20 protein-coding genes are annotated in these 25,583 nt (G+C 69.1%); 11 read left to right on the top strand and 9 right to left on the bottom strand.

Annotated features, from left to right (window positions below; all coding sequences use genetic code 11):
- Positions 1-35: 35 nt before the first annotated feature.
- Positions 36-2,087: a DNA helicase RecQ gene (gene recQ / locus AC3WS6_RS04575; RefSeq protein ID WP_492499885.1), complete on the bottom strand. Its 2,052-nt coding sequence runs from the start codon at positions 2,085-2,087 to the stop codon at positions 36-38.
- A gap of 90 nt (positions 2,088-2,177) precedes the next feature.
- Here recQ and AC3WS6_RS04570 point away from each other — a divergent pair, with 90 nt between their 5' ends.
- Together AC3WS6_RS04570 and AC3WS6_RS04565 are read left to right on the top strand one after the other, a co-directional pair.
- Entirely contained in the window at positions 2,178-2,495 is a 318-nt protein-coding gene (locus AC3WS6_RS04570) for a GNAT family N-acetyltransferase (RefSeq protein WP_492499884.1), read from the top strand.
- A complete protein-coding gene (locus tag AC3WS6_RS04565) occupies positions 2,495-3,412 on the top strand; it encodes a pirin family protein (RefSeq protein WP_492499883.1) in 918 nt (305 codons plus the stop codon). Before AC3WS6_RS04570 ends, AC3WS6_RS04565 begins: the two co-directional genes overlap by 1 nt.
- Positions 3,413-3,637: 225 nt before the next feature.
- On the opposite strand, the gene AC3WS6_RS04560 is transcribed toward AC3WS6_RS04565, so the two are convergent.
- Positions 3,638-6,670 (bottom strand): S8 family peptidase, encoded by a 3,033-nt coding sequence (locus AC3WS6_RS04560; RefSeq protein ID WP_492499882.1) that lies wholly within the window; start codon positions 6,668-6,670, stop codon positions 3,638-3,640.
- Positions 6,671-6,835: 165 nt separating this feature from the next.
- Here AC3WS6_RS04560 and AC3WS6_RS04555 point away from each other — a divergent pair, with 165 nt between their 5' ends.
- From AC3WS6_RS04555 to AC3WS6_RS04535, 5 genes are all read left to right on the top strand, one after another.
- A complete protein-coding gene (locus AC3WS6_RS04555; RefSeq protein ID WP_492499881.1) occupies positions 6,836-7,378 on the top strand; it encodes an ECF transporter S component in 543 nt (180 codons plus the stop codon).
- An 84-nt stretch (positions 7,379-7,462) separates the two neighbouring features.
- Positions 7,463-9,157, top strand: a complete 1,695-nt coding sequence (locus AC3WS6_RS04550) for an ABC transporter ATP-binding protein (RefSeq protein ID WP_492499880.1) — start codon at positions 7,463-7,465, stop codon at positions 9,155-9,157.
- Positions 9,154-9,975 (top strand): energy-coupling factor transporter transmembrane component T, encoded by an 822-nt coding sequence (locus tag AC3WS6_RS04545; protein WP_492499879.1) that lies wholly within the window; start codon positions 9,154-9,156, stop codon positions 9,973-9,975. The genes AC3WS6_RS04550 and AC3WS6_RS04545 overlap by 4 nt, the downstream gene beginning before the upstream one ends.
- A gap of 11 nt (positions 9,976-9,986) precedes the next feature.
- On the top strand, positions 9,987-10,862 hold the full coding sequence (locus AC3WS6_RS04540; RefSeq protein WP_492499878.1) for a siderophore-interacting protein: 876 nt from the start codon (positions 9,987-9,989) through the stop codon (positions 10,860-10,862).
- Complete coding sequence (locus AC3WS6_RS04535) at positions 10,859-11,437, top strand: ECF transporter S component (RefSeq protein ID WP_492499877.1); 579 nt, start codon at positions 10,859-10,861, stop codon at positions 11,435-11,437. The genes AC3WS6_RS04540 and AC3WS6_RS04535 overlap by 4 nt, the downstream gene beginning before the upstream one ends.
- Positions 11,438-11,618: 181 nt before the next feature.
- Here AC3WS6_RS04535 and AC3WS6_RS04530 read toward each other — a convergent pair whose 3' ends face one another.
- Both AC3WS6_RS04530 and AC3WS6_RS04525 read right to left on the bottom strand, forming a co-directional pair.
- Positions 11,619-12,782 carry an acyl-CoA dehydrogenase family protein gene (locus AC3WS6_RS04530; RefSeq protein ID WP_492499876.1) on the bottom strand — a complete coding sequence of 388 codons (1,164 nt, stop codon included), beginning with the start codon at positions 12,780-12,782 and terminating at the stop codon, positions 11,619-11,621.
- 149 nt (positions 12,783-12,931) lie between these two features.
- The gene (locus AC3WS6_RS04525) at positions 12,932-13,870 is read right to left on the bottom strand and encodes a M15 family metallopeptidase (protein WP_492499875.1); all 939 of its coding nucleotides are present in this window, start codon (positions 13,868-13,870) and stop codon (positions 12,932-12,934) included.
- Positions 13,871-13,971: 101 nt separating this feature from the next.
- On the opposite strand from AC3WS6_RS04525, the gene AC3WS6_RS04520 reads away from it, so the two are divergent.
- The gene (locus AC3WS6_RS04520; protein ID WP_492499874.1) at positions 13,972-15,033 is read left to right on the top strand and encodes an Rv2578c family radical SAM protein; all 1,062 of its coding nucleotides are present in this window, start codon (positions 13,972-13,974) and stop codon (positions 15,031-15,033) included.
- A gap of 43 nt (positions 15,034-15,076) precedes the next feature.
- A complete protein-coding gene (locus AC3WS6_RS04515) occupies positions 15,077-15,616 on the top strand; it encodes a YaeQ family protein (RefSeq protein WP_492499873.1) in 540 nt (179 codons plus the stop codon).
- A 247-nt stretch (positions 15,617-15,863) separates the two neighbouring features.
- On the opposite strand, the gene AC3WS6_RS04510 is transcribed toward AC3WS6_RS04515, so the two are convergent.
- Positions 15,864-18,059, bottom strand: coding sequence for a DEAD/DEAH box helicase (locus AC3WS6_RS04510; protein ID WP_492499872.1), 2,196 nt, complete (start codon positions 18,057-18,059; stop codon positions 15,864-15,866).
- A 293-nt stretch (positions 18,060-18,352) separates the two neighbouring features.
- Between AC3WS6_RS04510 and AC3WS6_RS04505 the strand changes: the two genes are divergently transcribed.
- The gene (locus AC3WS6_RS04505) at positions 18,353-19,249 is read left to right on the top strand and encodes an aldose 1-epimerase family protein (protein WP_492499871.1); all 897 of its coding nucleotides are present in this window, start codon (positions 18,353-18,355) and stop codon (positions 19,247-19,249) included.
- A gap of 16 nt (positions 19,250-19,265) precedes the next feature.
- On the opposite strand, the gene AC3WS6_RS04500 is transcribed toward AC3WS6_RS04505, so the two are convergent.
- The 4 genes from AC3WS6_RS04500 to AC3WS6_RS04485 all read right to left on the bottom strand — a co-directional run bounded on the left by AC3WS6_RS04500 (position 19,266) and on the right by AC3WS6_RS04485 (position 23,964).
- Complete coding sequence (locus tag AC3WS6_RS04500) at positions 19,266-22,502, bottom strand: efflux RND transporter permease subunit (protein ID WP_492499870.1); 3,237 nt, start codon at positions 22,500-22,502, stop codon at positions 19,266-19,268.
- A gap of 23 nt (positions 22,503-22,525) precedes the next feature.
- Positions 22,526-23,119 (bottom strand): TetR/AcrR family transcriptional regulator, encoded by a 594-nt coding sequence (locus AC3WS6_RS04495; RefSeq protein WP_492499869.1) that lies wholly within the window; start codon positions 23,117-23,119, stop codon positions 22,526-22,528.
- A 99-nt stretch (positions 23,120-23,218) separates the two neighbouring features.
- Entirely contained in the window at positions 23,219-23,578 is a 360-nt protein-coding gene (locus AC3WS6_RS04490; protein ID WP_492499868.1) for a fluoride efflux transporter FluC, read from the bottom strand.
- A complete protein-coding gene (locus tag AC3WS6_RS04485) occupies positions 23,575-23,964 on the bottom strand; it encodes a fluoride efflux transporter FluC (protein WP_492499867.1) in 390 nt (129 codons plus the stop codon). The genes AC3WS6_RS04490 and AC3WS6_RS04485 overlap by 4 nt, the downstream gene beginning before the upstream one ends.
- Before the next feature lie 87 nt (positions 23,965-24,051).
- Here AC3WS6_RS04485 and AC3WS6_RS04480 point away from each other — a divergent pair, with 87 nt between their 5' ends.
- A complete protein-coding gene (locus tag AC3WS6_RS04480) occupies positions 24,052-25,581 on the top strand; it encodes an FAD-dependent oxidoreductase (RefSeq protein WP_492499866.1) in 1,530 nt (509 codons plus the stop codon).
- Positions 25,582-25,583: the final 2 nt, after the last annotated feature.

Below are 25,583 nucleotides of genomic sequence, written 5' to 3'. Positions count from 1 at the left end.
ACCCGACGCCGAGCGCCGCGTCGAGTGGTGCCTGATCAGGCGTCGGCGATCACCGCGAGCACGCCCTCGCCGTAGGCGTCGCGCTTCTTGGCGCCGATGCCGGTGATGCCGTCGAGGTCGCTGAGCGAGGCCGGCCTGTGCTCGGCGAGCGCACGCAGCGTGGCGTCTCCGAAGACGATGTAGGCGGGCACACCCTGCTCGCGCGCGGTCTCGGCCCTCCATGCGCGCAGAGCCTCGAAGAGCCCGCGGTCGGCCGTGTCCAGCGCATCCGCCGCACTCGCCTTGCGTGCGCGCGGTGACGATGCCGGCCGCCCGATCGTGTCTTTGCGCAGCGGCACAGCGGTCTCGCCCTTCAGCACTCCCCCGGCCTGCTCACCCGGCGCCAGGGTGCCGTAGTCGCCCTGCGCGACGATGATGCCTCGTGCGAGCAGCTGGCGCACGACACTGCGCCAGTCCTGATCCGAAAGATCTGCGCCGATGCCGTAGGTCGCGATCTTCTCGTGCCCCTGCTGGCGGATGCGCTCGGTCGAGGCGCCCCGCAGGATGTCGATCAGGTGCCCGGCGCCGAACGACTGATTGCGCTCGCGCTTGAGGCGCACGATGGTCGAGAGGAGCTTCTGCGCGGGAACCAGACCGTCGAAGGTCTCGGGGTTCTCGAGACAGGTGTCGCAGTTGCCGCACGGCTGCGAGTCCTGCCCGAAGTAGCCCAGCAGGTTCTGGCGGCGGCATTCGACCGTCTCGCACAGCGCGAGCATGGCGTCGAGGTGCTGCCCGAGGCGCATCTTGAATGTGCGGTCGCCGGGACTCTGGTCGATCATGCGGCGCTGCTGCACCACGTCGCCCAGGCCATAGGCCATCCAGGCGATCGACGGCTCTCCGTCACGGCCTGCGCGACCGGTCTCCTGGTAGTACCCCTCGACCGATTTCGGCAGGTCGATGTGGGCGACGAAACGCACATCGGGCTTGTCGATGCCCATGCCGAAGGCGATCGTCGCGACCATCACGACGCCGTCTTCGCGCAGGAACCGCGACTGGTTCTTCGCGCGCACCTCGGCCGGCAGACCGGCGTGATACGGCAGCGCGTCGAACCCCTGCGCGGCGAGATAGGTCGCGGTCTGCTCGACCGACTTGCGGCTGAGCGCGTAGACGATGCCGACCGATCCCTCGGGCTGCGCGCGGATGAACGAGACGAGCTGCTTGCGCGGATCGACCTTGGGCACGATCCGGTATTGGATGTTGGGGCGGTCGAAGCTGGCGACGTAGTGCTTCGCCGCGTCGAGACGCAGGCGCTCGGTGAGCTCTTTATGCGTCGCACGGGTCGCGGTCGCCGTGAGGGCCATGCGCGGAACGCCGGGGAACCGCTCGCCCAGGTCGCCGAGCGCGAGGTAGTCGGGGCGGAAGTCATGGCCCCACTGCGACACGCAGTGCGCCTCGTCGATCGCGATCACGCTGAGCGTGCCCCGCTGCAGCAGGGCGGTCGTCTGCGGTGACGACAGCCGCTCGGGGGCCACGTAGATGAGATCGAGCTCACCCGCGACATACGCCCGTTCGACCTCGCGCCGCTCCTCGATCGCCTGCGTCGAGTTGAGGTACGCGGCGTTGACGCCGTTTGCCCTCAGCGCGTCGACCTGGTCGTGCATGAGCGCGATGAGCGGGCTGATCACGAGGCCCGTGCCCTCGCGCACGAGCGCAGGCACCTGATAGGTCACGCTCTTGCCGCCGCCGGTGGGCATCAGCACGACGGCGTCACCGCCCGAGATGACCTGTTCGACGATCGCGGCCTGATCGCCACGGAACTCGTCGTAGCCGAAGACCGTGTGCAGCGCCTCGACCGCAGTCGCGTATTTGCTGGGGGCGGCGCGCCGAACCGCCGTCGCCGTCGCCCTCGGACCGGACGACGAACGCGCGGACGCCGATCCGACCGGCGTCACGGGCCCCTGGCCCCAGTCGAGCGGCGGCTCGTAGCCGGCGCCCTGCGGCTCCCAGTCCATCGGCTCGGGCGGCTCGGAGGGCTCCCACCCGGCGCCGTCCCACGGCTCGTCGGCGTAGGGCAGATCCTCGTACGGGTCACGGGGAGTCTGCGGCATCCCTCCAGCGTAACGACCCCCGCCGACCTCGGCCGCGCCTGTGCAGACTCAGCGGGCGTAGGTTTGTGGCAGACGCCCGAAGGAGCACCGATGACCGACATCACCGTCACCCGCAACGACGACGCCTCCCGCTATGAGATCCACTCGGATGAGACGCTGGCAGGTTTCGCCGAGTTCGAGCGGCGACCGGGCGCGATCCGCTTCATCCACACCGAGATCGACCCGGCGTTCCAGGGCCAGGGACTGGCGGGGATCCTCGCCGAGCGCGCCCTGACGGATGCCTCGGCATCCGGCGACGCGATCGTGCCGCTCTGCCCGTACATCGTGAAGTACCTGACCACGCATGAGATCCCCGGAGCCGAGATCCGCTGGCCGAAGCGACCCGGCGCCGCGCCGACGGAGGCGTGATGATCGGCGAACGGCGCATCGTCCTCGAACCGCGCGAGGTGCCGCTGGGCGGGGTGCGCGGCATGAACGTGCTGCGCGTGCTGCCGCACCGCAACCTCCCGACCATCGGCGCGTGGTGCTTCCTCGACCGGTTCGGGCCCGCCGACACGCGGATGCGCGTCGAACCGCATCCGCACATCGGACTGCAGACCGTGACCTGGCCCCTGGTCGGAGAGATCCGTCACCGCGACTCGGTGGGCAGCGATGCCGACCTGCGCCGAGGCCAGTTGAACCTCATGACCGCCGGCAACGGCATCTCGCACTCGGAGTATTCGATCGGCGACGACCCGATCCCTCTCGACGCCCTGCAGTTCTGGGTGGTGCTCCCCGAGAGCGCCCGGCACGGCGCCGGCGGCTTCGAACGGCACACCCAGCTGCCACAGGTGACTCTTCCCGCCGACGCGGGCGAGGACGCCACGAGCGTCGTCGTCCTCGGAGAGTTCGCCGACACGGTGTCGCCCGCGACCGTGTACACCCCGATCGTCGGCGCAGAGATCTCGGTGCCGGCAGGCACCCGGGTGCGGCTGCCGCTGCGGCCGGAGTGGGAGCACGCGCTGATGCTGGTCGAGGGCGATGCGACGGTCTCGACTCACGCGATGCCACGGAACGACATGCTCTATCTCGGCGACTCGAGGGAGTTCGTCGAGGTGTCCAGCGCTCAGGGGGCGCTGCTGTTCCTGATCGGCGGCGAGCCGTTCGAGAGCGAGATCGTGATGTGGTGGAACTTCGCCGGCCGCACGCATGACGAGATCGTCGAGGCGCGCGCGGACTGGGAGGCGGCATCCGATCGCTTCGGAGTCGTCGACGGACACGATGTGCGCATTCCCGCACCTCCGTTGCCGGATGTGCGCCTGATGCCGCGCGGCCGCAAGATCTGACGCCCCCGGTCGTCGAGCGAGGACGACGCGACCTCCCCCGGTCGCCGAGCGAGGACGACCCGACCTCCCCCGGTCGTTGAGCGAGGACGACGAAGTCGACCGAGACGAAACGCAGTGGGCCGATCGCACACCCACCGCGTTTCGTCTCGCTGCTCCGCTGCTCGCTCGACGACCGGGTGTCGCTGCTCCGCTGCTCGCTCGACGACCGGAACGGCGCGCTGACCGCTACGGCGCGTCGACCGAGACGATCGTGCGCACCTCCGACTCGCCGTACTGCACGAGACCGAGGTAGCGGGTGCCTGCCGTGAGGCCGGTCCAGCTGACCTCGTAGCTCGTCGCCTGCCCGCGCACGGCCTCGATCGGGTTCGGGGTCGCAGTGAACGCTCCCTCACCCTCGGGCTGCACGTTGGCGTAGGTCATGTCCCACGTCATCGGCGCCGAGGTCGAGTAGACGTTCGCGACCACGAGGTACGTGCCGGCCGTCGGAGCGGGCAGCGTGACCTGCTCATCCGCCGAACCGGTGGCCGACTGCCAGCGCTCGTAGTAGCGCAGATCGTCGGGGCTCACGACCCGATAGACCGTGAGGTCGAGGTCGCTGCCCGTGTCGTCCGACGAGTCGAGGTCGAAGCGCGACAGCGTCGTGCCCTCCGGCACGTCGACGATCCACGACACGTCCTTGTTCTCATCTCCCGACGTCTCGTCTCCCGAGTGGCCGACGACCCGGCCGTCCGGGTCCTCCAGCAGCGTGAACGGCGTCAGACCCGAGACCCCGAGCGCGAGAGCGCCGTCGACGCCGGGGGTGATGTCGACCGTTGTCGAACCGTCGACTCCCGTGCCCGTGACCTCGGCCGGAGCATCCGCCGTGACCGGGAACACCGCGATCGGCGACCGCACCGTGTTCTTCTTGCTCGTCCAGGTGAGCGATCCGGTCGCCCACTGCTCGACCGGCGCGCTCTGGTTGTCGAACGTGACCGTGTAGGTCGCGGTCTGGCCCGGCTTGTCGAACTTCAGCGTCGACGGCTCCACCGTCACGTTCACGCCGGGCAGATCGACGGATGCCGTGAACGTGCCCTTCTCGGTAGCCGTCACCGTGCGGGTGACCGTCTGCGCGCTCGCCAGCGACCCGATCGAGAACGAAGCGATGTTGAGGTCGCTGCCGTCGATGGGCTCACCGGGGAAGTCCGCCAGGCCCTTGCCCTCGAGGAACGCCACCCAGTCGGGCACGTCGTTGAGGTAGAGAAGACCGGGATTGAAGAAGCGCTTCGGGTCGACCTGGCCCGCACCCTGCTGGAACGGGTCGGTGTTGGCCGAGCCGTCGGGGTTCACCGTGTCGTAGGCGGTGGTCATCATGGCCGACTTGATCTCGGCGGGCTTGGCGTTCGGACGCTCACCGAGGTACAGAGCCGCGAGACCGGCGATATGCGGTGACGCCATCGACGTGCCCGACAGGATGCCGAACGTCGGCTCCTCGCCGGGTGCGTTCTGCGTGGCCGCGAGGATCGCCACGCCGGGCGCGGCGATGTCGGGCTTCATGATGTCGCTGCCGTCCGCCAGCATCGGGCCGCGGCTCGAGAATCCGGCGATCTGCGGCACGGGCGTCACCACTCCGGTCGTGTTCTCACCCACGAGCGTGATCGGACGGTCGACGCCGCCCTGCACGTAGGCCAGCACGGCTGCGCGGTGCACCGACGACAGGTGCACGGTGGGCACCGCGTGGAAGTCGTTGTCGAGCGAGTCGGCAGCGCCGGGCACGTTCACGAGCACCATGCCCATACCGCCGGCATCCTTCACGACCTGCGACTTCTCGGCGCGGGCGTTGCCTCCGCGATCGCAGACCACGATGTGACCGGTGACCTTCGCCGGGTCGATCGAGCCGGGCAGGCAGAGAGCGGCATCCGCCGTCGATGCGCCCGCTGCGGGCGCATCGCCCGCGTAGATCGACGGACCGGTCACCGTCGTGCCGAACGGCACGCTCACCGACGCACCCGCCTGGGCGAAGCCGTCGAACTGCACGGTTCCCTCCCATGTGGGGATCGTGGATGCCGCGACCGTGGTGTACCACGGCGACGCGTGATCGGCCGTGACCGAGTCGGGCCCGTCGTTCCCGGCGCTCGTGGCGACGAAGACGCCCGCTGCCGCGGCGTTGAAGAACGCGATGTCCTCGGGGGCGAGCACGGTGGATGCCGCACCGCCTCCGATCGAGTAGTTGATCACGTCGACGCCGTCGGCGACTGCCTGGTCGATCGCCGCGATCAGGTCGCTGCCGGCGCAGATGTCGTCGGTCGTGACCGCCTCATCCGGTCCGACATAGCAGGCCTTGTATGCCGAGACCTTCGCGCCGGGCGCGACTCCCGAGATGCGCCCGAAGTCGACGTCCTCGATCGACGCGCGCACACCGAAGTTCCCTGCCGCGGTGCTCGCGGTGTGCGATCCGTGGCCGTCCCCGTCGCGCGGCGAGAGATAGTCGTACTGGAAGTCGAACCCTGCGGCCGCGGCGCCCGCCGAGAAGTACTGCGCACCGATGAGCTTGGTGGAGTAGTCGTTCTTGTCCCACTCCTGCGCCTCGACCATCGCGGCCTGGAACTGACCGCCGTCGGACTTGTCGAAGTACACGTAGCTGCCGTCGGTGTAGGGCTGGTTGCCCTTGTGGCGCTTGTCGCTCTTCTTCTGGTTCTTGAGCTTCTTGCCCTCGAAAGAGGGGTGTTCGGGAGCGATGCCGGTGTCGATCACACCCACGACCACGCCCTCGCCCGCCTTGTCGACGCCGCCGGTCTGCTGCCAGACACCTCCGCGGCCCTTCTTGTCATCGCCCAGTCCGAGGAAGTCCGTCGAGGTCTGCGCATCCGGATGCCGCACGAAGTCGGGGTAGACGCCGTAGACGTCCTTCGACGCGCGCAGCTTGTCGACCTGCTCGCCCGAGAGATCGGCGCTGAAGCCGTTGAGCACCACCTGGTAGGTGATGTCGGGCGTCACCCCGACCTCCTGCGCGAGAGTCTGCTGCTGCGTCTCGAGGTGCTCGACATAGCGCTGCGAGTCCTGCGACTGCGTCTCGAGCTGCTCGCCCTCGGCGGGCTTGGTCGCCTCGAGGCCGTTCACGCCGCCGGTGTAGCTCGCGAGCGGATCGGACTTCATCACGACGATGTAATGGCCCGGCGTTCCGTCGACGGGAGTGGGGTGAGTCGCCTCCCCCGTCGCTGCGTAGCTGACGGTTGCCGTCGATGCGATGAACAGCGTGGCCACGGTGGTGACCGCTGCCATCCGGAGGGGTGTTCGACCCATGTGATTCTCCCGATGATCCCGGCGCGGCCGGTTGCCGCACTGCCGCTCACGCTAAGCCCGCGCTCGGCTCCGTTTCCAGGTTCCGGAGTTATTACTGGCCGATCGGCCAGCCGCCTCGCCATTGGTCGACAGTAGGCTGAGAGAGTGGCTCCCTCCCCCGTCCTGACGACCCGCGTGCTGCTGATCTGCGCCGCGATCGGCGTCGCCACCGGCATCCTCGGCGGGATCGCGGGCCTCATCACTCCCGGTGTCATCGTGCTCACCCCCTACCTCTACGGATTCGTGCTGGGGTCGCATGTGCTGCCCGGCATCATCGCCCAGGAGGTGCTGCGCCGCCCGTTCGTCGCCCTGGTCACCCACCTGATCGCGGCGCTCATCTCGAGCGCCTTCAATCCGGCGTGGGCTCTGCGCTTCATCGGCACGGCGCTGCTCTTCGGCGCGATCCAAGAGGGGATCGCCGCCCTCACCCGCTACCGCTCGTGGGGACCGTGGCGCTTCTTCATCTCGGCCGGCGTGATCGGCCTGATCGTGGCGGTCGTCGTCTTCTTCGCGGTCGATCTCGCGACCTTCGCCCCGTGGGTGCAGATCGCCTATCTCGCGATCGCGGTGATCGGTCCCCTCGCCTGGACGGCGGTCGGGCTCGCGATCGGGTCTGCACTGTCTCGCGCCGGCGTCGCCCGACGCTGATCGAGCGGCCCTGATCGCCGTGACAATTCAGGTAAGGCTCAGCTAAGTTAGAACGGTACCGATCCGCAGAACCGGGGTTATGCCGTGCGCTCATCTGCGCCTCTTCTCCGCGTGCGTGACCTCACGATCACCCACGCCGATGCCGTGCACCCCTCGCCCCGGGGCGTCACGTTCGACATCGCCGCCGGCGAGGTCGTGCTGCTGCTCGGCCCCTCGGGATCGGGCAAATCCACCCTGACGCTCGCACTCAACGGACTCATCCCGCACGCCGTGCCGGCCACCATGACCGGCGGTGTCGAGGCCGGCGGCCTCGACACCGCGCACCACGCCACCGCCGAGCTGAGCACGCGGGTCGCGATGGTCTTCCAAGATCCGGATGCCCAGATCGTCACCGGCACGGTCTACGACGAGGTCGCCTTCGGCCCTGAGAATCTGCGGCTGCCCCTCGACGAGGTGCATCGGCGCACCGAAGACGCGGTGCGGCGCGTCGGCCTGTGGGATCGACGCGACGAGAACCCCGATCGGCTCTCGGGAGGCGGTCGGCAGCGACTCGCGATCGCGTGCGCGCTGGCCATGGGCTCACCGCTGATCGTGCTCGACGAGCCCACGGCGAACCTCGATCCCCAGGGGATCGACGACGTGTATGCCGCTCTCAGCGACGTCGTCGCGGCCGGCGATCGCGGCATCCTACTGGTCGAGCACAACCTCGACGCGGCCATGGGCTTCGTGACCCGCGTGGTCGTGCTCGACCGTACCGGCCGGGTCGTCTTCGACGGCCCGGCCGCCGACGTCATCCGCACGCACGCCGCGGAACTCGCCGCCATGGGTGTCTGGCTGCCGGGGGCCACGCTGGCCGCCCTGCGGATGCAGGATGCCGGGACCGTCGATCTCACCGAACTGCCGCTCACCCCGGAGGAGCTCGCCGCGGCCCTGGAGTCCGCCCGCCCCTCATCCGCCCGCCCGGCTCCGGCTCCGTCCGTCGCGGGGGCGGCCCCGTCCGCCTCGCCCCCCGCAGCCTCTGCCCCGATCATCAGCGCACGCGGCCTCACGGTGCGTCGCCGCCGCACCGAGATCCTGCACGGCATCGACCTCGACATCGCACCGGACACCCTCACCGCCATCATCGGCACCAACGGCGCGGGCAAGACCACTCTGCTGCAGGCGCTCGCCGGCGTCGTGCCACCACCCGCGCGGCAGGTGAGCGTCGACGGCATCGATCCGGGGTCCGCCTCGCCCCGCGCGCTGTCGAACCGCATCGGCTTCGTCTTCCAGAACCCCGAGCACCAGTTCATCGCGCACACGGTCTTCGACGAGCTCGCACACGGGCTCAGGCTTCGGCACACTCCGGATGCCGAGGTCGGCGAGCGAGTGGAGGCGATGCTCGCCCGCTTCGGCCTCGAGGACAAGGCCGGCGTGCATCCCTTTCTGCTCTCGGGCGGGGAGAAGCGCCGTCTGTCGGTCGGCACCGCGCTGATCACCCGCCCGAGGGTGCTCGCTCTCGACGAACCGACGTTCGGGCAGGATCGCGCCCGAGCATCCGAGCTCCTCGCGCTGCTGCACGATCTGCGCGACGAGGGCACCACGATCGTCATCGTGACTCACGACCTGCAGCTCGTCGCCGAGCACACCTCGCATACCGTCATCCTCAAGGACGGCCTCGTGCACGCCGCCGATCGCACCGACGTGCTCTTCCGCGATGAGACGCCCTTCCTCGAGGCGGGGCTGCGACTTCCGGCACTGCAGCGCGTGCTGGCTGCGGCGGGGCAGGCGATCGCATGAGCAGCGCACCGGCCTTCGATCCGTACGCCGCGATGACGGCCTCCTCTCCGCGCCAGTTCCTGTATGCGCTGAACCCGCTCGCCAAGATCGCCGGCGTCGCGCCCGCCATGCTGGTGCTCATCTTCGTGCGCGACCTCGCCACGCCCGCTGTCTTCCTGGTGCTGTCTCTCGCACTGATCGTCCTCGGCTCCCGCCTCACGTGGCGCGTCGCCGCCCTGCTGTTCCTGGCACTGCCGATCGGCATGATCGCCATCGGAGTGGGTTTCTCGCTGTGGGTCGACGCCGACCTCGTGCGCGACACCGCCGCAGTGCTGCAGCTCGGCGACTGGACGTTGCACCGAGGCGCCCTCGCCATCGGCTTCGCGACCGCGCTTCGTCTCGGCGCGATCATCGCACTCGCGCTCATCGGCGGACTGACCACCACCGGTCCCGACCTCGTGCGGGCCAGCGTGCAGCAGCTGCGGGTGCCTTACCGGATCGGCTACACGGCCCTCGCCGCGTTCCGGTTCGTGCCGCGCTTCGGTCACGAGCTCTCGGTGATCCGCGCCGCGCACCGCGTTCGCGGACACCACGGCGGCAACGGCCCGTTCGCACGGATCGCCCGCGGTTGGGGGTACATCGTGCCGCTGCTCGCCGGGGCCATCCGTCATGCCGAGCGCGTGGCACTCGCCATGGACTCCCGCGCGTTCGGCGCCCACACGACGCGCACCGAGCGGCATCTGGTGCCGTTCCGCGTGCGCGACACCGTCTTCATCGTCGTGTCGATCGCCGCATCCGCCGCGATCTTCGTGTCGTTCTTCCCCTGGCAGCTGCCCTGAAAGGCGCCCGCATGGCATACAGCAAACTGGTCAAGCCCGAGTCGTCCGAGCTCATCCATCTCCGGGTGGTGCGTACCGAGCGTCTCTCCGAGCATTGGATGAGGGTCACGCTCGGGGAGGGCGAGATCGAAAGGTTCCGTCCGATGGGCTTCGATCAATGGTTCCGCCTGTTCCTGCCGATCGGCGGCGATGCGGGCCTCGATCGCGTTCCCGCGAAGGCCAACAAGATGTTCGGGTACCTCAAATTCCTGCGCATCCCCGACGGCGAGCGCCCGGTCATGCGCAACTACAGCGTGCGCGCCCACCGCCCGGCGACGGCGCTCTCCGGCGCCGAGATCGACGTCGATTTCGTGCTGCACGGATCTGCGTCGGACGGCACGGCGGGCCCCGCCTCGCGGTGGGCCGAGACGTGCGAGCCCGGCGAGCACGTGCTGATCATCGACGAGGGTCTCACGTTCAATCCTCAGCGCGGCACGAGTCGGGTGGTGCTGATCGGTGACGAGACGGCACTGCCCGCGATCGCCTCGATCTGCGCCTCACTGCCCGGCGACGCCACGGGCACGGCCATCATCGAGGTGCCTGCGGAGGAAGACGCGCTGGAGTTCCCGCATCCTGCCGGCATCGAGGTGGTCTGGCTCGTACGCCCGCACGAGTTCGAGCCGGGGTCGTTCGCGCTCGCCCGCCTGCGCGAGCTGACGCTTCCCGAGGCGCCGTTCCACGCCTATGCCGCGGGTGAGCAGTCGCTCGCCTCGGGTGCACGCAAACACCTCGTCGGCGAGCGCGGGGTCGACAAGAACCATGTGAGCTTCTGCGGGTACTGGAAGATCGGCGCGTCGTCGCCCGCGTCGAAGGCCGCCCGCGAGGCCGCAGCGGAGCCGCTCTCATGAGCGGCACGGATGCGTCGGGGCCGCGGTCTCGCTCGCGCTTCCGCTTCCCGACCGCGATCCTCCTGACGTGCGCCGCGCTCGGCGTCGCCGGCGGGGCACTGCTGGCACCCGCCAACTGGATCTCGACGATCCTCTTCCCCGGCCTCCCCTTCGTGAGCGTGGCGCTGGCCGGGCTCTGGCTGCTCCCCTCGGTGATCGCCCTTCGCCTGCTGCGACGCCCTCTCGTCGGTCTGCTCGTGGGCCTTCTGGCCGGGCTCGTGATCGTCCCGTTCTCGGGTTACGGGTTCAGCAGCGTGGCTACGAACGTGTGGTGGGCGGCGTTCACCGAGTTGCCGTTCCTGTTCGTCCTGTGGCGATACTGGGGCACCTGGCTGCACTATCTCGGTGCGGCGATCGTCGGCGTCGTGTATCCCGTGCTCGCGTGGACCTCGTTCGACCTCGGGACGTTCGATGTCGGACTGCAGATCGCCTTCTTCGCGATCACCCTCGCGAGCTGTCTCGGCGGCACCGCCCTCGGCATCCTGATCGCCGATCGGCTGCGCAGGGCCGGGGTCGGTGCCCGCCTGCCTCGGTGACAGGGCATCCGCCGGGCACAGCTTCGGATCCCGGCGTCGGGCGCGCCGCGCGCCCATGTCCGACTGCGGCGCGTCGTGCCTGCCGTCCGAATCTGTGCCCGGCAAGATCTGGCACGAGGAGCCCGACGGCACAGGAAGGGCCCCGGATGCCGGCATCCGGGGCCCTCGTGGGCGATGCGCGTTAGCGCTTGCCGACGATCTGGCGACCGACGAGATCGCGCATGATCTCGTTCGTGCCGCCGTAGATGCGGTGCACCCGGGCATCCGTGAACGCGCGGGCGATCGGGTACTCCATGATGTATCCGTAGCCGCCGTGCAGCTGCACACCCGTGTCGAGCACCTCCCACTCGCGCTCGGTCGCCCAGAACTTCACCTTCGCGGCGTCCTCGGCCGTGAGAGTGCTGTTCTTGTAGGCGATCAGCGCGCGGTCGATGTACGCCCACATCGCGTCCGTGGTCGCCGCCATGTCCGCGAGCCGGAAGCGGGTGTTCTGGAAGTCGGCGATGCGCTCGCCGAACGCCTCACGGTCCTTCGTGTAGGCGACGGTCCAGTCGAGGGCGGCCTGCGCGGCAGCGGCCGCGGCGACGCCGATCGACAGACGCTCGAGCGGCAGATTCAGCATCAGCTGGATGAAGCCCTGCCCCTCCTTGCCGCTGATGAGGTTCTCGTCGGGGATGAACACGTCGGTGAAGCTGAGCTCGGCGGTGTCCCACCCGTGGAAGCCCATCTTGCTGAGCTTCTTGCCCTGGTCGAAGCCCTCCATGCCCTTCTCGACGAGCAGCAGGCTGAACGCGTCGGGCCGATTGCCCTCACCGGTCTTGACGAAGGTCACCACCACGTCGGCCGTCGAGCCCGACGAGATGAACGTCTTGGCGCCGTTGAGGATGTATCCCCCGTCGACCTTCTTGGCGTTGGTCTTGATGCCGCGCAGGTCCGAGCCCGCCCCGGGGTCGGTCATCGCGAGCGCGCCGAGCACCTCGCCCGTGGCCATGCGGGGCAGCCACTTCTCCTTCTGCTCCTGCGTGCCCATGTGCACGAGGTAGGGCACTGCCAGGTCGTCCTGGATGCCGAAGGCACCGGCGAGCGAACCGGCACCCGAGGCGATGACCTCTTCCATCACGATCGTGCGGAAGCGGTAGTCCTGGAGCATTCCGGCGCCGCCGAACTCCTCGGGGACGGACAGTCCGATCAGACCGGCCTCACCGGCCGCCAGCATGGTCGCCCGGTCGATCTCGCCCGCGGCATCCCACCGCTCGATCGCCTCGTTGTTCACGTGGCGCTTGACGAAGTCCTTGACGAGGTCGCGGAAGGCCTCGTGATCCTCTTCGTAGATGTCGCGTTCCATTGCGTCCTCCCGAACGTTCATGCGTCATTGCTCCGGCGATTCTATGCCGGTTCGCAGGTCCGCTCCACAGCATTGTGGGAATGCATCTCACAACCCGTGAGACTGGGTCTCGCGATTGTCGAAAGCCCTCAGAACGTCTTTACGGCTGGTCAGTGGGCGTAATCAGGTGCAGCGGGGAGCGCGAAGAACTCTTCGAGCGTGTGAAAGCCCCCCTCGTGGTACGCGGCGGCGAGCTCCGGCCCCAGGTACCTTAGATGCCAGGGCTCGGGCTTGTACCCGGTGATGCCCGTGCCCACCTGCTCGTAGCGCACGATGAATCCGTACTCCCACGCGTTCTCGGCCACCCACGCCCCCTGAGCGGTGCCCCCGAACGCATCGATCTCTCCGCACGAGCCGTCGCAGGCCACGAGGTCGAGTGCGAGACCGGTCTGGTGCTCGCTGTGGCCGGCTCGCGCCGACGAGGCATCGGCCCCGGCCTGGCCGCTGTTGCGCACGTGCGACGCGTGCGTGGCGACCTGCAGATCGTAGGAGCGATAGCCGTTGTTGGCTCCGATGCTGCCGACCCCCTCCGCGGCGGCGTCCGCGGCCAGAGCGCCGATCGCGGCCGCGACGTCGGAACGCGCCTGGCCCGATCTCGTGGTCATCGGCACGGGAAGATCGGCGAGCGGCGCGGGGGCGAACTCGACCGGCTCGAGCGGACGCGCCTTGTTGACGACGACCCAGACGTGTGCGGGGTCAGCGAGCGAGATGCACGGCGCGTTGCCCGCCACCACCGCGGCCCGGAAACTCTCGCCGCCGCCGAATCCCGCGATGATCGCCGCATCGTCGGCCACCGATATCGCCTCGAGCACACTGGGCTCGGAGCACGGGTCCGCAGCGGTCGTCGCCCCGACCTGCACCTCGGGCACCGCCTGCACCACGACGGGTTCGGGGAGAACCTGGACTGCGGCCTGAGGGGTCTCCACCGCCTCGGCTCCGGAGAGGGACAGCAGGATGCCGAGAGCCGTGACGGCGAGCCCGACAGGCAGAGCGATTTCGAAGATCGGGGAGCGCCGTGCCGCATGCTGAGGCTGCGGCGTGGAGAGCATGCCTCCATTGTCACTCATCCCAGGCCGGATGCTCGCTGAGACAGTCGACGGCATATCGGTGACCGGTTGACGCGAGAGTAGTCCATATGTTCGAATGAAGTATGCGATGGCAAGGGCAGAAAGTCGGAGAGATCGATGACTCCGCCCTGCCCGGGCTGGAGAACCGCGCCGGCATCGTCCGCTCCGTGACGACCCCCGACTTCGCGGGAATGACGTTCCACGAGGTGCTGTCGAAGTCTGCACTCAACCATGTCCCCGGCGCATCGCGCATGCCCTTCGCCTGGACGATCAACCCGTACCGCGGGTGCAGCCATGCATGCATCTATTGCTTCGCTCGCGGAACCCATGAGTATCTCGACCTCGACGGGGGCGCGGACTTCGACTCGCAGATCGTCGTCAAGACGAACATCGTCGAGGTGCTGCAGAAGGAACTGCGCAAGGGCAGCTGGCAGCATGAGACCGTCGCCCTCGGCACGAACACCGACCCCTACCAGCGCGCTGAGGGCCGCTACACGCTGATGCCGGGGATCATCGACGCCCTCGCCGCCTCGGGCACACCGATCTCGATCCTGACCAAAGGCACGCTCATCCGGCGCGACATCCCGCTGCTGGTGAAGGCCGCCCAGCGAGTGCCGATCGACATCCAGATGTCGATCGCGATGTACGACAACGAGCTGCAGAAGGCGATCGAACCGGGCACGCCCACCACTCAGGCGCGGCTCGACACCGTGCGGGCGCTGCGCGATGCCGGGTTCCGCGTGACGGTGTTCCTGATGCCGATCATGCCGCACATGACCGACTCGATCGAGGCGATCGACACCGCCCTGCGACGCATCAAAGAGGCCGGGGCGAGCAGCGTCGTCTACGGTGCTCTGCATCTTCGCGCGGGAGTGAAGCCCTGGTTCATGCAGTGGCTCGGCGAGGTGCGCCCCGACCTGGTCTCGTCCTACCGAGGCCTGTATCCGGGCGTCTCGGCCGAGACGCCGAAGGGATACCGGCAGTGGCTCGCGAAGCGGGCGCGACCGCTGATCCGGCTGCACGGTCTCGACGGACAGCATGAAGACGACTACCCGGTGCGAGGCATGCGCGCATCCGCACCCCATGGGCGGCCGGCGCCCGCTTTCGCGCCGTCGGCGCCGTCGGCACAGCCGATGCTGTTCTGAAGCGGTCGTCCGCCCGCGTCGCGGGCGCGTAGGCTCGTTCGTTATGGCTACCGGCTCCACGATGCACACATTCGACGTCCAGCTCGCCGACATGGATCGTGGCGTGTACGACGACTTCTCGCTGCGTGCTGCGCGGCATCCGTCCGAGACCGACGCCTACATGCTCACACGGGTGCTCGCCTACGGCCTCGAGTTCACCGAGGGCATCGCGTTCGGCGGCGGGATCTCGCAGACCGACGAGCCGGCTGTTCTGGTGCGCGATCTCACCGGTCTGATCACCGCGTGGATCGAGGTCGGCGCACCCGATGCCGAGCGTCTGCACTACGGCAGTCGACTCGCCGACCGCACCGTCGTCTACACGCATCGCGATCCGCTGAAGGTCATGGCGCCATGGGCCGACAAGCGCATCCATCGCTCCGAAGACATCCGGGTCTTCAGTTTCGACCCCGGGTTCGTCGATTCGGCCGCGCCGCTCATCGAGCGCCGCAACACGATGACGATCACACTCACCGAGGGCACGCTGTATCTCGATCTGAACGGCACGAGCCTGACCACCGGCGTGCACGAGCACGAGCTGGCCTGACCCGCGCGAGCCGCTTCCGGCCCGCCCCGCGGCATCCGTCTTGTGCGCACCCTGTCGGGCGGCGGCATCCGTCTTGTGCGCACCCTGTCGGGCGGCGGCATCCGTCTTGTGCGCACCCTGTCGGGCGGAGAACTCCCCGATGGGAGGCCGATGAGCGTGAGCCCCTCCGCCCAACAGCGAGTTCACCGCCCAACTACGAAGACCCCGCCACCGCGGATGCGGCGACGGGGTCTTCGAATCACACGGGTCAGGCGGTGAGGTCTGCGGCAGTCGGCACGCGGCCGGCGATCTCCTCGATCAGGTCGTCGTTCAGGCGCGCGTTCTCGAACGGCGCATCGATCTCGGCACGGTCGAGCAGCTCGGTCATGCGACGCTGACGCTGACGGGTGATGAGCGTCACGACGCGACCTGAACGACCCGCGCGACCGGTGCGGCCCGAGCGATGCAGGTACGTCTTGTACTCGTCGGGAGCGTCGGCCTGCACGACCAGATCGATGTCATCGACGTGGATGCCGCGGGCAGCGACATCGGTGGCGACGAGCACGTTCACGCGTCCCGAGGTCAGACGCTCGAGGTTGCGCGTGCGCTTGGCCTGGTTGAGGTCGCCGTGCAGCGAGACCGCGGGGATGCCGGCGTCGTCGAACTGCTCCGCGAGCATGTCGGCGTAGGCACGCGTGCGGGCGAAGACCAGGGTCTTGCCGTCGCGGTCGACCAGCGAGGTGAGGATGTCGGCCTTGTCGCGGTGCTCGATCACGAGCACGCGGTGCTCGATCGTGCTCGAGTCCTGGTCTTCACCGGCGACCTCGTAGACGGCCGGGTCGACGAGGAACTCGTCGACGAGAGCCGCGACCTCACGGTCGAGCGTCGCCGAGAAGAGCAGCTTCTGGCTGCCGTCGGCCGTGTGACGCAGGATGCGCTGCACCGGCTCGACGAATCCGAGCTCGCACATGTGGTCGGCCTCGTCGAGCACCGCGATGCGGCAGTCCGAGAGGTCGAGCTTGCCCTGGTTGATCAGGTCCTCGATACGACCGGGCGTGCCGATGACGATGTCGACGCCCTTCTTCAGCGCGCCCACCTGGCGGCCCTGCGGCACACCACCGTAGATCTGCGTGGTGAAGAGGCCGACGCTGCGGGCGATCGGCTGAATGGTGCGGTCGATCTGCAGCGCGAGCTCCCGGGTCGGAGCGAGGATGATCGCGCGCGGCGAACGGCCGAACTCACGACGCTTGCCCGCCTGCGACTGCAGCACGCGCTCGACGAGCGGCGCTCCGAAAGCGATGGTCTTGCCCGAGCCGGTGCGTCCGCGGGCGAGCACATCGCGGCCCGCGAGAACGGCTGGAATGCTCGCTGCCTGGATCGGGAACGGCGTCGCCGCGCCCATGCCGACGAGGGTCTCGACGATGTTGGATCCGAGACCCAGATCGCCGAAGGTCACGCCGTCGACCTCGACCGCGGCGACGGACTTCGCCTCGAGGCGCTCGTGCACGACGTCGTCGGTCGGCTCGAACTTCTTGGCGGGCGCCGCTGTGGCGTTCCAGTCGTTACGGCTGGGGCGCTCATTGCGCGACGGCCGTCTGCGGGTGTCCGACGTCAACGGGCGGGGACGCTCGGTACGGTACGCGCCACCGGTCGAGGGACGCGAACGCTCGTCGCGGCCGCCCTCGATCGCACGCTGAGTGCGGTCGCGGTCGAAGGCACGACGCGCACGGTCGGCGTCGTAGGAGCGCTCAGGGCGCTCGGCGCCGCCACGGTCATCACGACGCGGGCCCGCGCCACGGTCGTCACGACGCGGGCGGTCGTCACGGTCGAAGCGGGGGCGCTCGGATGCCGAGCGGTCGAAGCGGGGGCGCTCGGAGCGGTCGCCCGAACGGGCAGGACGGTCGTCGCGGTTGAAGCGCTGGCCACCGCGATCGTCGCGGAAGCCACCGGAGCGCTGATCGCGGCGGTCGTCACGGCCCGGACGTCCGCCATCGCGGTGATCGTTGTCGCGGAAGCCCTGGCGCTGCGTGCCGGCACCGCGGTCGTCACGGCGCGGACGGTCGAAGCCCGAGGAGGAGCGGTCGTTGTAGCGCGGACGGTCGTCGCGGGTGTGCGGCGCGTCACGGCGACCCGACTCGGCACGGCTGCGGATGCCTCGGGCCTCATCGCGACCGGCGCGCTCCTGGGCGCTCCAGCGCTGCTTGGGTGCGCCGCCTTCTTCAGCGGGACGGTATCCGCGGTGACCGACGCTGCGGCTGCCGGGGCGACGGTCGAAACCGGCCGAGGGAGCGCGGCGCTCACCGGCATCCGCACGTCCGCCGCGAGCGTCGCGGGAATCGCGCGTGTCGCGACCGGCGTCACGGCCGCCGGCGCGGCGGTCGTGGAACGAGGTCTTGTTCGCGCCGTAGCGCGGCTCGAAGTTGGCGGCGGGGCGTCCGCCGCGGGGCTTCTTGTTCTTGGGCATGGGGATGTCCTTCTGAGTTCTCGCACGAGAACGGCGCCGCGCACACGCGCGAGCACCCTGCGCCGGATCGGATGCGATCGGGCGGGGTTCCGGACTGTCAGCGGCCGGGGCCATTCATGTGATGGTTGATTAGCGTCGAGCGACGCTCACCATCGGCCCCTGGACTCACACTTCTTACACAAAAACGTCCGCGCCATGCGCGGGTGTCCGAAGCCGACGCATCAAGTGTAGCGGGCGCACCTGAAAAACCGCCCAGTCCCCCGGGCGGGCTCGGCTCGCCATACGATTGCGGGGTGAACTCCGCATCCCCCACCGGCACCCAGGTGCACCTGCAGCTCGGCGATGTCAGCGCTCAGATCGCGCAGGTCGGCGCATCGCTCCGCTCGCTGCGCATCGGCTCTGTCGACCTGATCGCCCCCTATCCCCTCGACGCTCCCACGCCCTCGTGCTCCGGCGTGGTGCTCACGCCCTGGCCGAATCGCGTGCGCGACGGGCTCTGGAGCGACGAGGGCACCGAGCGGCAACTCGCCATCACCGAGCCGAAGTTCATGAATGCCAGCCACGGACTCCTGCGGTTCACGGCCTACACGATCGAGGAGACGGCCTCGGCGACGACGCTGAGCGCCACGGTCGTGCCGCAGACGGGCTACCCGTACCTGATCGAGACGAGCGTCACCTACGTGCTGCGCGCCGACGGGATCGACGTGACCCACGCCCTGACCAACCGTTCCGCCACCGCGGCACCGGTCGCCCTCGGCACGCACCCGTTCGTGACGATCGGCGATGTCGACCCGCACGACCTCGTACTGAGGGTGCCGGCGCAGACCGCATTCGACACCGACGAGCGGATGCTGCCCACGGGCACGCACCCGGCGGATGCCGCGCTGCGCGACGGCGTGCGCGTGGGCGATGTGACCCTCGACACCGGGTTCACCGACCTCGCGCGCGACACCGACGGACTCGTGCGCCACTCGCTGACGGCTCCGGACGGGCGCCGTCTGACGCTCTGGCAGGGCGCGGGCTTCGACTTCGTGCAGGTCTACATCACCGACAAGTACCCGGGACAGCCCCTCGCGGTGGCGATCGAGCCCATGACCGCCCCCGCCGACGCCCTCAACAGCGGCACCGGCATCCGTCGCCTCGCCCCGGGCGAGACCTGGACGCTGGAGTGGGGCATCACTTTCGAGTGACCACCCACGCTCGCAGCTAGTCGCCGCGCTCGCGCAGCTCGCGTCGGGTCAGCTGGTTCGCGTGCGGCAGCCCGGCGCCCGAATCCGATCCGGCCACACCGGCACCGGCCACACCCGCACCGGCCAGCGCCAGGTCACCGGCCGGCGCGGGCCCGTCGGACGGCTCAACGCCCTCGACCGGCGCGGACCCGTCGTCGCCGGAGCCCGCCTTGCGAGCGCGACGACGCTCCTTCGCGCCCTCGACCAGGTTGTAGAGCGTGGGCAGCACGATCAGGGTCAGCACGGTCGACGAGATGAGTCCGCCGATCACGACGATCGCGAGCGGCTGCGAGATGAACCCGCCGTGGCCGGTGATGCCGAGCGCCATCGGAGTCAGCGCGAAGATCGTCGCGAGTGCCGTCATGAGGATCGGACGCAGTCGCTTCTCCCCACCCGCCTTCACGGCGTCGAGCGTCGACAGCCCCTTCTCCCGATACTGGTTGACGAGGTCGATGAGCACGATCGCGTTGGTCACCACGATGCCGATGAGCATCAGAACGCCGATGAGCGAGGCCACACCGAGCGGCACTCCGGTGATGATCTGCAGCAGGATCGCTCCGGTCGCCGCGAACGGCACCGAGACGAGCAGCAGCAGCGGCTGGCGCAGCGACTTGAAGGTCGCCACCATCACGACGTAGACGATCAGGATCGCCGCGAGCATCGCCAGGCCCAGCTGCGAGAACGAGTCCGCCTGCTGCGTCGCCACACCTCCGACCTCGGCAGAGGCGCCGTCGGGCAGATCGACCGCGTCGAGCGCCGCGGTGACCGACTGGGTCGCGACGGCGAGGTTGTCGGATGCCGGGGGCACGGTGATCGTGGCGGTGCGGCGCCCCTGCTCGGTCGTGATCGAGGTGGGGCCGTTGCGCTCCTCGACGGTCGCGATCTCCTGCAGCTGCACCACGCCGAGCGGCGTGGGGATCGTCAGCTCGCGCAGTGCCTGTGCGGTCGTCGGCGGCTCAGCCGAGGCGAGGTAGATCGTGAGTGACGTGTCGTCGATCTCGACCGTTCCGACCTGCTGCGGACGCATCGTGTTCGACACGATCGATCCGACGGCGACCTCCGAGAGACCTCGCTGTGCAGCGGCGTCCCGGTCGACGACCACGGCCAGGTACGGCAGAGCCGCTGCCAGGTTGTCGGTGATCTGTCCGATTCCGTCACGTCCGTCGAGCTCGTCGACCACCGCGGTCGTCGCGGTCTGCAGGTCCTCGGCGTTCGAGGCGGAGACCGAGATCTCGATGTCGCTCGATCCGAATCCGGCCGCCGATGCGACCGACACCTCTCCGACGTCGGTGAGGTCTGCGACGGCATCCTGCACCGCTGCCCTCAGCTCTTCCTGATCGGCGTCGGCATCGGTGAGCACCGAGTAGGTGATTCCGGCGCCGCCCGAGAACGCGTCGCGCAGAGCGGAACCGCTCGACCCGATCGATGCCTGCACGGTGGTGACGCCGTCGATCTGCATCAGAGCGTCTTCGACGGCGACAGCCGCCTCCGACTTGGTCTCGAGGCTCGCTGTCGGGCCCAGATCTTGAGTCACGGTCATGGTGTTCTGCCCCGAGTCGCTGAGGAAGTTCACCTTCATCAGCGGCGCGGCGGCGAGCGTGGCACCGAGCACGACGACCGCGAGGATCACGGTGAGACCGGAGTGCTTGAGCGTCCACCCGAGAATCGGCCGGTAAGCGCGCTGCAGCGCCGTCGGCGGCGCAGCCGGGTCCTCCGGATCGATCTGCACGCCGTTCTCGTCGAGCAGCGGCTTGCCCGGGCGCAGGAACCAGTAGGCGAGCACCGGCACGATCGTCAGCGACACGAGCAGCGAAGCCACCATCGCGATCGAGACGGTCATGGCGAACGGTCGGAACAGCTCGCCGACCATGTCCCCCACGAACACGATGGGCAGGAAGACCGCGACCGTGGTGATGGTCGACGAGGTCACCGCCATCGCCACCTCGCGCACGGCGAGACGGATCGCGTCACCCTTGTCTGCGTCTCCCACGTAGTGGCGTTTGATGTTCTCGATCACGACGATCGAGTCGTCGACCACACGACCGATCGCGATCGTGAGCGCACCGAGGGTGAGGATGTTGAGCGAATACCCGAACGCCTGCAGACCGATGAAGGTGATCAGCACGCTGGTCGGGATCGAGATCGCCGTCACGAGCGTCGAGCGGATCGACAGCAGGAAGACGAGGATGATGATCACGGCGAAGACGAGCCCGAGCAGCCCCTCGGTCGCGAGAGTCTCGATCGACTGCTGGATGAACGGCGCCTGGTCGAAGATGATCGTGAACTCGGCGTCGGGGAACGCCTCGCCGATCGTGTCGAGCGCGGCGATGACGCCCTGCGAGACCTCGACGGTGTTGGCGGCGGGCAGCTTGGTGATCGAGATCGAGAGGGCGTCCTTGCCGTCGACGCGCGAGATCGAGGAGACAGGATCGGTCTCCTGCACCACCGTCGCCACATCTCCGACGGTCGCCGTCGTGCCGACGAGCGGCAGCGCTGCGATCTCGTCGACGGACGTGATCTTGGCTCCGGTCTGCACCGTGAGGGTCTGACCGTTCTCGGTGATCTCCCCGCCCGGGAACAGCGTGCCGTTCTGCTGCAGTGCGGTGCTGATCGCCTGCGAGGACTGCCCCTGCGCGGCGAGCGCCGCGACGTCGGGCGTGATCGTGATGCGCTGGCCGACGCCTCCGATGAGCTGCGCGGCGTTGACGCCATCGACGTCTTCGAGTTCGGGGATCGCGACGTTCGTCAGCTCGGCCTGTGCGTTCTCGGCGTCGTCGAATCCCGTCACCGCGACCTGGATCACGGGGAAGTCATCGATCGACACCGCGAGCACCTGCGGGCTCAGGTCTTCGGGCAGCTGAGCGGAGATGCGGTTGATGGCCTGCTGGATCTTCTGCTCGGCCGTCGCGAGGTTGGTGCCGTAGGCGAACGTCGCCTGCACGATCGAGGCGTTCGTGGTGCTCGTGGCGGTCGTGCCCTCGAGACCCGGAACCCCCTGGATCGCCGACTCGATGGGCGTCGACACGTCGTTCTCGACGACCTCGGGCGAGGCGCCGGGATACGTCGTCATGACCATCAGGTTCGGCAGCTCGAGCGACGGGATGAGCTCCTGCTTGAGGTTCGTCAGAGCGAGCCCGCCGAACACGGCGGCGACGATCGTAATCAACGCGATCAGTGCGCGGTTCTTCAGACTCAGGACGGCGAGGTTCGACACGGGCGGATTCTCTCTCGGTGGGATCAGGAGGATGCTGCGGCGGTGGATGCTGAGGACGACGCCTGCCGAGGGAGGAGAATCCCGGCGAGGGCGTCGCGGATGAGCTCTTCGTCGAGCGGCTCGTCGTGGATCTGTGCATGCCACAGTACGCCGTCGATGAAGACGGCGGCGGCCCTGGCGCGGTCCACCCCGTGTACCGGGGCGATGAACCCCACGATCTCGTCGGACCAGAGCTTGGCGAACTGTCGTACGCGAGGGTCATGCACGGCGGCCGTGACGACGGCCCGGTCGGCCTGGATCGCCCGGGCATTCGTGAGTCCCTGATGCACAAGTCGCGCGAGCCCCTCGGGCGTGACACCCTCGACGACCACCGCGCGCCTGGTCTCGTCGATGCGCGATTCGATCTCTGCGGCGAGCGCGCCGATGGCAGCTTCGCGCAGGTCGTCGAGTGTCGCGAAATACTGCGTGGTGGCACCGAGCGGCACCCCGGCACGCGCGGCGACCTTGCGGTGGGTGAGCGCGTCGACGCCGATCTCGACGATCAGCTCGGCGGCGGCCGTCACGATCTCGAGACGGCGCGCTTCAGGATCCCGACGGCGGCGTGTGCCCTCGCTCATCGCATCCCCTCACGCTCTCTTGTACGTGCGTACATGTACGTTTGTACATTCTGCATGCGAAAGCTGGAGATTGGCCGGGGGCGCTCGCCTGCTCGGCCGTCAGATGCCTGAGCCGACTTCGAGACCGAGACCCGCCGCGACGAGTCCCATCAGCAGCATCCCGGCGGCGTTGAACACGGATGCTCGGCGTTCGCCGTCGCCCCACAGCGCGACCGTGTCGAGCATGGCCGTGCTGAAGGTGGTGTACCCGCCCAGCAGCCCGGCCCCCACGAGGAACGCCTGATCGGGCAGCGCCGCGGTCACGAGGCCGAGCGCGAACGACCCGCTGAGGTTCACGAGCATGATGCCCCAGGGAAAGCGTCCATCCACGATCTTCGCGACACCGAGGTCGACGAGGTAGCGCAGCATCGCCCCCGCTCCCCCGGCGAGCGCGGCTCCGACGAACAGCAGCGGGCTCACGAGTCGACTCTCTCGTGGGGATTCGTCGAACGTGGGCGGCCGACGCGCAGCCCGAGCGCCGCCGCCGCGAGGCCGAGCACCAGGCTGCCCGCGGCATAGATGAACGCCAGGATCGGAGCATCCGTCGACAGCGAGATGGCCCCTGTCGCGAACGCACTGTACGTCGTGAATCCCCCGAGCACCCCGGTGCCGAGGAACAACCGCAGTCCTGCGGTCGGGGCCACACGCGCGGCCAACACGCCGATCAGCAGGGAGCCCACGACATTGACCGCGAGGGTCGCTGCGGGAAAGCCACCGGCATCCGGAATCCAGAGGCCGACCGCCAGCCGCGCCGCCGTGCCGATGCTGCCGCCGATGAAGACGAGGAGCAGGCGTCGAGGGGTCACGCGGCAACTCTAGTCGCGCCCTTCCGCCGCATCCGCCCGCTTGTCAACCGGGTGCGCTCGGATCCACCCTGGGTCGAGACTGTCAGCATGAAGCCACTGTGGAAGCTCGACCGGACCCCGCCCACCGGCACACCGTTCGACCCCGGCGCACGACATGACGTGATCATCGTCGGAGCGGGCCTCACCGGCCTCAGCACCGCGGTCATGCTCACGCGCGCTGGTCTCGATGTGGCCGTGATCGAAGCGGGCGCGGTCGGGGAGCTCGCATCGGGAGGCAACACCGGCAAGCTCACGCTGCTGCAGGGTCAGCGCCTCGCCGAGATCCGCGCGCACCATTCCGCCTCTCTGACGCAGGCCTATGTCGACGGCAACCGCGCAGGCATGGACTGGCTCGTCGGCTTCGCCGACCATGCCGGAGTCCCGTACGAATGCCGCACCGACCACTCCTACGCCCAGGGATCGGACGGCCTCGAGACCCTGCAGGAGATCCACTCGGCGGCACGCGAGGCGGGACTCGCGACCAGGATGCTGACGCAGGGCGAGCTCGGGTCGACCGCCTTCCCCGCCGCCGGTGCCGTCGCTCTCGACGACCAGGTCACGATCGATCCGATGCTCGTCGCCGAGGCGCTTGCGGGTGAGCTGCTCGCCGGCGGCGGGACACTGCACACCGGCGTCCGCGTGACCGCGACACACGCGCTCCCCGAGCCGCGCGTCGAGACGCCGGTCGGCCCGATGTTCGCCGAGCACATCGTGATCGCCACCGGGTACCCGATCCTCGACCGCGGCCTCTACTTCACCAAGATGCGGGCGTTCCGCTCGTACTGCGTCTCGTTCCGCACCTCCGCCGACATCCCCGACAGCACGTTCATGTCGGTCGACAGTCCCTCACGATCGATCCGCCCCGTGTCCGCCGCGGACGGGCCCGGCGAGACCGCCCAGCTCATCGTCGGCGGCAACGGACACCCGGTCGGTCGCTCCGACAGCGAGGCCGCCGCGGTCGACGACCTCGTCGAGTGGACGAGGTCGCACTTTCCCGACGCCGAGGAGACGCACCGGTGGTCGGCGCAGGACTACGAGTCGCACAACCAGATCCCGTTCGTGGGTGCGATGCCGCGGGGGCTCGGCAGCATCCGCTTCGCGACGGGCTATGCGAAGTGGGGGCTGTCGAACGCACCGGCCGCCGCGCTGCGGCTCACCACCGAGATCCTCGGGGCGAACTGGCACGATCGACCCGGCTGGATGGTCAAGATCGGCACGAGACTCACGGTTCCCGCCGACCTCGCCCGAGGAGCGGTCGAGGGTGCGAAGGTGGCTGCGGCAGCGACGACCGGATGGGTCGACGCCGAACGCCGACCCGTGCCTGTGCCGAAGCCGGCCGAGGGCGAGGGTGTCGTCGCGAACCGCGGTGGCCGCCCCGTGGGCATCTCGACGGTCGACGGTGTGACCCGCGCCGTCTCGGCCGTGTGCCCGCACCTGGGCGGCGTGCTCGACTGGAACGACGCCGAGTGCACGTGGGACTGCCCGCTGCACGCCTCGCGCTTCACCGCCGAGGGCACGCGGATCGAAGGCCCGGCGCTGCAGGACCTGAAGCCGCTGCCCCGAACGAGCGAGGGCTGAGG

The sequence above is a fragment of the Microbacterium sp. EB106-03-03-XG65 genome, assembly GCF_058791955.1.
This window is presented reverse-complemented; position numbering and strand designations above follow the sequence as displayed.

Excerpts from the sequence above, each read along its gene's own strand:
- recQ (WP_492499885.1), bottom strand. The coding sequence starts at position 2,087 with ATGCCGCAGACTCCCCGTGACCCGTACGAGGATCTGCCCTACGCCGAC.
- AC3WS6_RS04570 (WP_492499884.1), top strand. The coding sequence starts at position 2,178 with ATGACCGACATCACCGTCACCCGCAACGACGACGCCTCCCGCTATGAG.
- AC3WS6_RS04565 (WP_492499883.1), top strand. The coding sequence starts at position 2,495 with ATGATCGGCGAACGGCGCATCGTCCTCGAACCGCGCGAGGTGCCGCTG.
- AC3WS6_RS04560 (WP_492499882.1), bottom strand. The coding sequence starts at position 6,670 with ATGGCAGCGGTCACCACCGTGGCCACGCTGTTCATCGCATCGACGGCA.
- AC3WS6_RS04545 (WP_492499879.1), top strand. The coding sequence starts at position 9,154 with ATGAGCAGCGCACCGGCCTTCGATCCGTACGCCGCGATGACGGCCTCC.
- AC3WS6_RS04540 (WP_492499878.1), top strand. The coding sequence starts at position 9,987 with ATGGCATACAGCAAACTGGTCAAGCCCGAGTCGTCCGAGCTCATCCAT.
- AC3WS6_RS04535 (WP_492499877.1), top strand. The coding sequence starts at position 10,859 with ATGAGCGGCACGGATGCGTCGGGGCCGCGGTCTCGCTCGCGCTTCCGC.
- AC3WS6_RS04530 (WP_492499876.1), bottom strand. The coding sequence starts at position 12,782 with ATGGAACGCGACATCTACGAAGAGGATCACGAGGCCTTCCGCGACCTC.
- AC3WS6_RS04525 (WP_492499875.1), bottom strand. The coding sequence starts at position 13,870 with ATGCTCTCCACGCCGCAGCCTCAGCATGCGGCACGGCGCTCCCCGATC.
- AC3WS6_RS04520 (WP_492499874.1), top strand. The coding sequence starts at position 13,972 with ATGCGATGGCAAGGGCAGAAAGTCGGAGAGATCGATGACTCCGCCCTG.
- AC3WS6_RS04515 (WP_492499873.1), top strand. The coding sequence starts at position 15,077 with ATGGCTACCGGCTCCACGATGCACACATTCGACGTCCAGCTCGCCGAC.
- AC3WS6_RS04510 (WP_492499872.1), bottom strand. The coding sequence starts at position 18,059 with ATGCCCAAGAACAAGAAGCCCCGCGGCGGACGCCCCGCCGCCAACTTC.
- AC3WS6_RS04495 (WP_492499869.1), bottom strand. The coding sequence starts at position 23,119 with ATGAGCGAGGGCACACGCCGCCGTCGGGATCCTGAAGCGCGCCGTCTC.
- AC3WS6_RS04480 (WP_492499866.1), top strand. The coding sequence starts at position 24,052 with ATGAAGCCACTGTGGAAGCTCGACCGGACCCCGCCCACCGGCACACCG.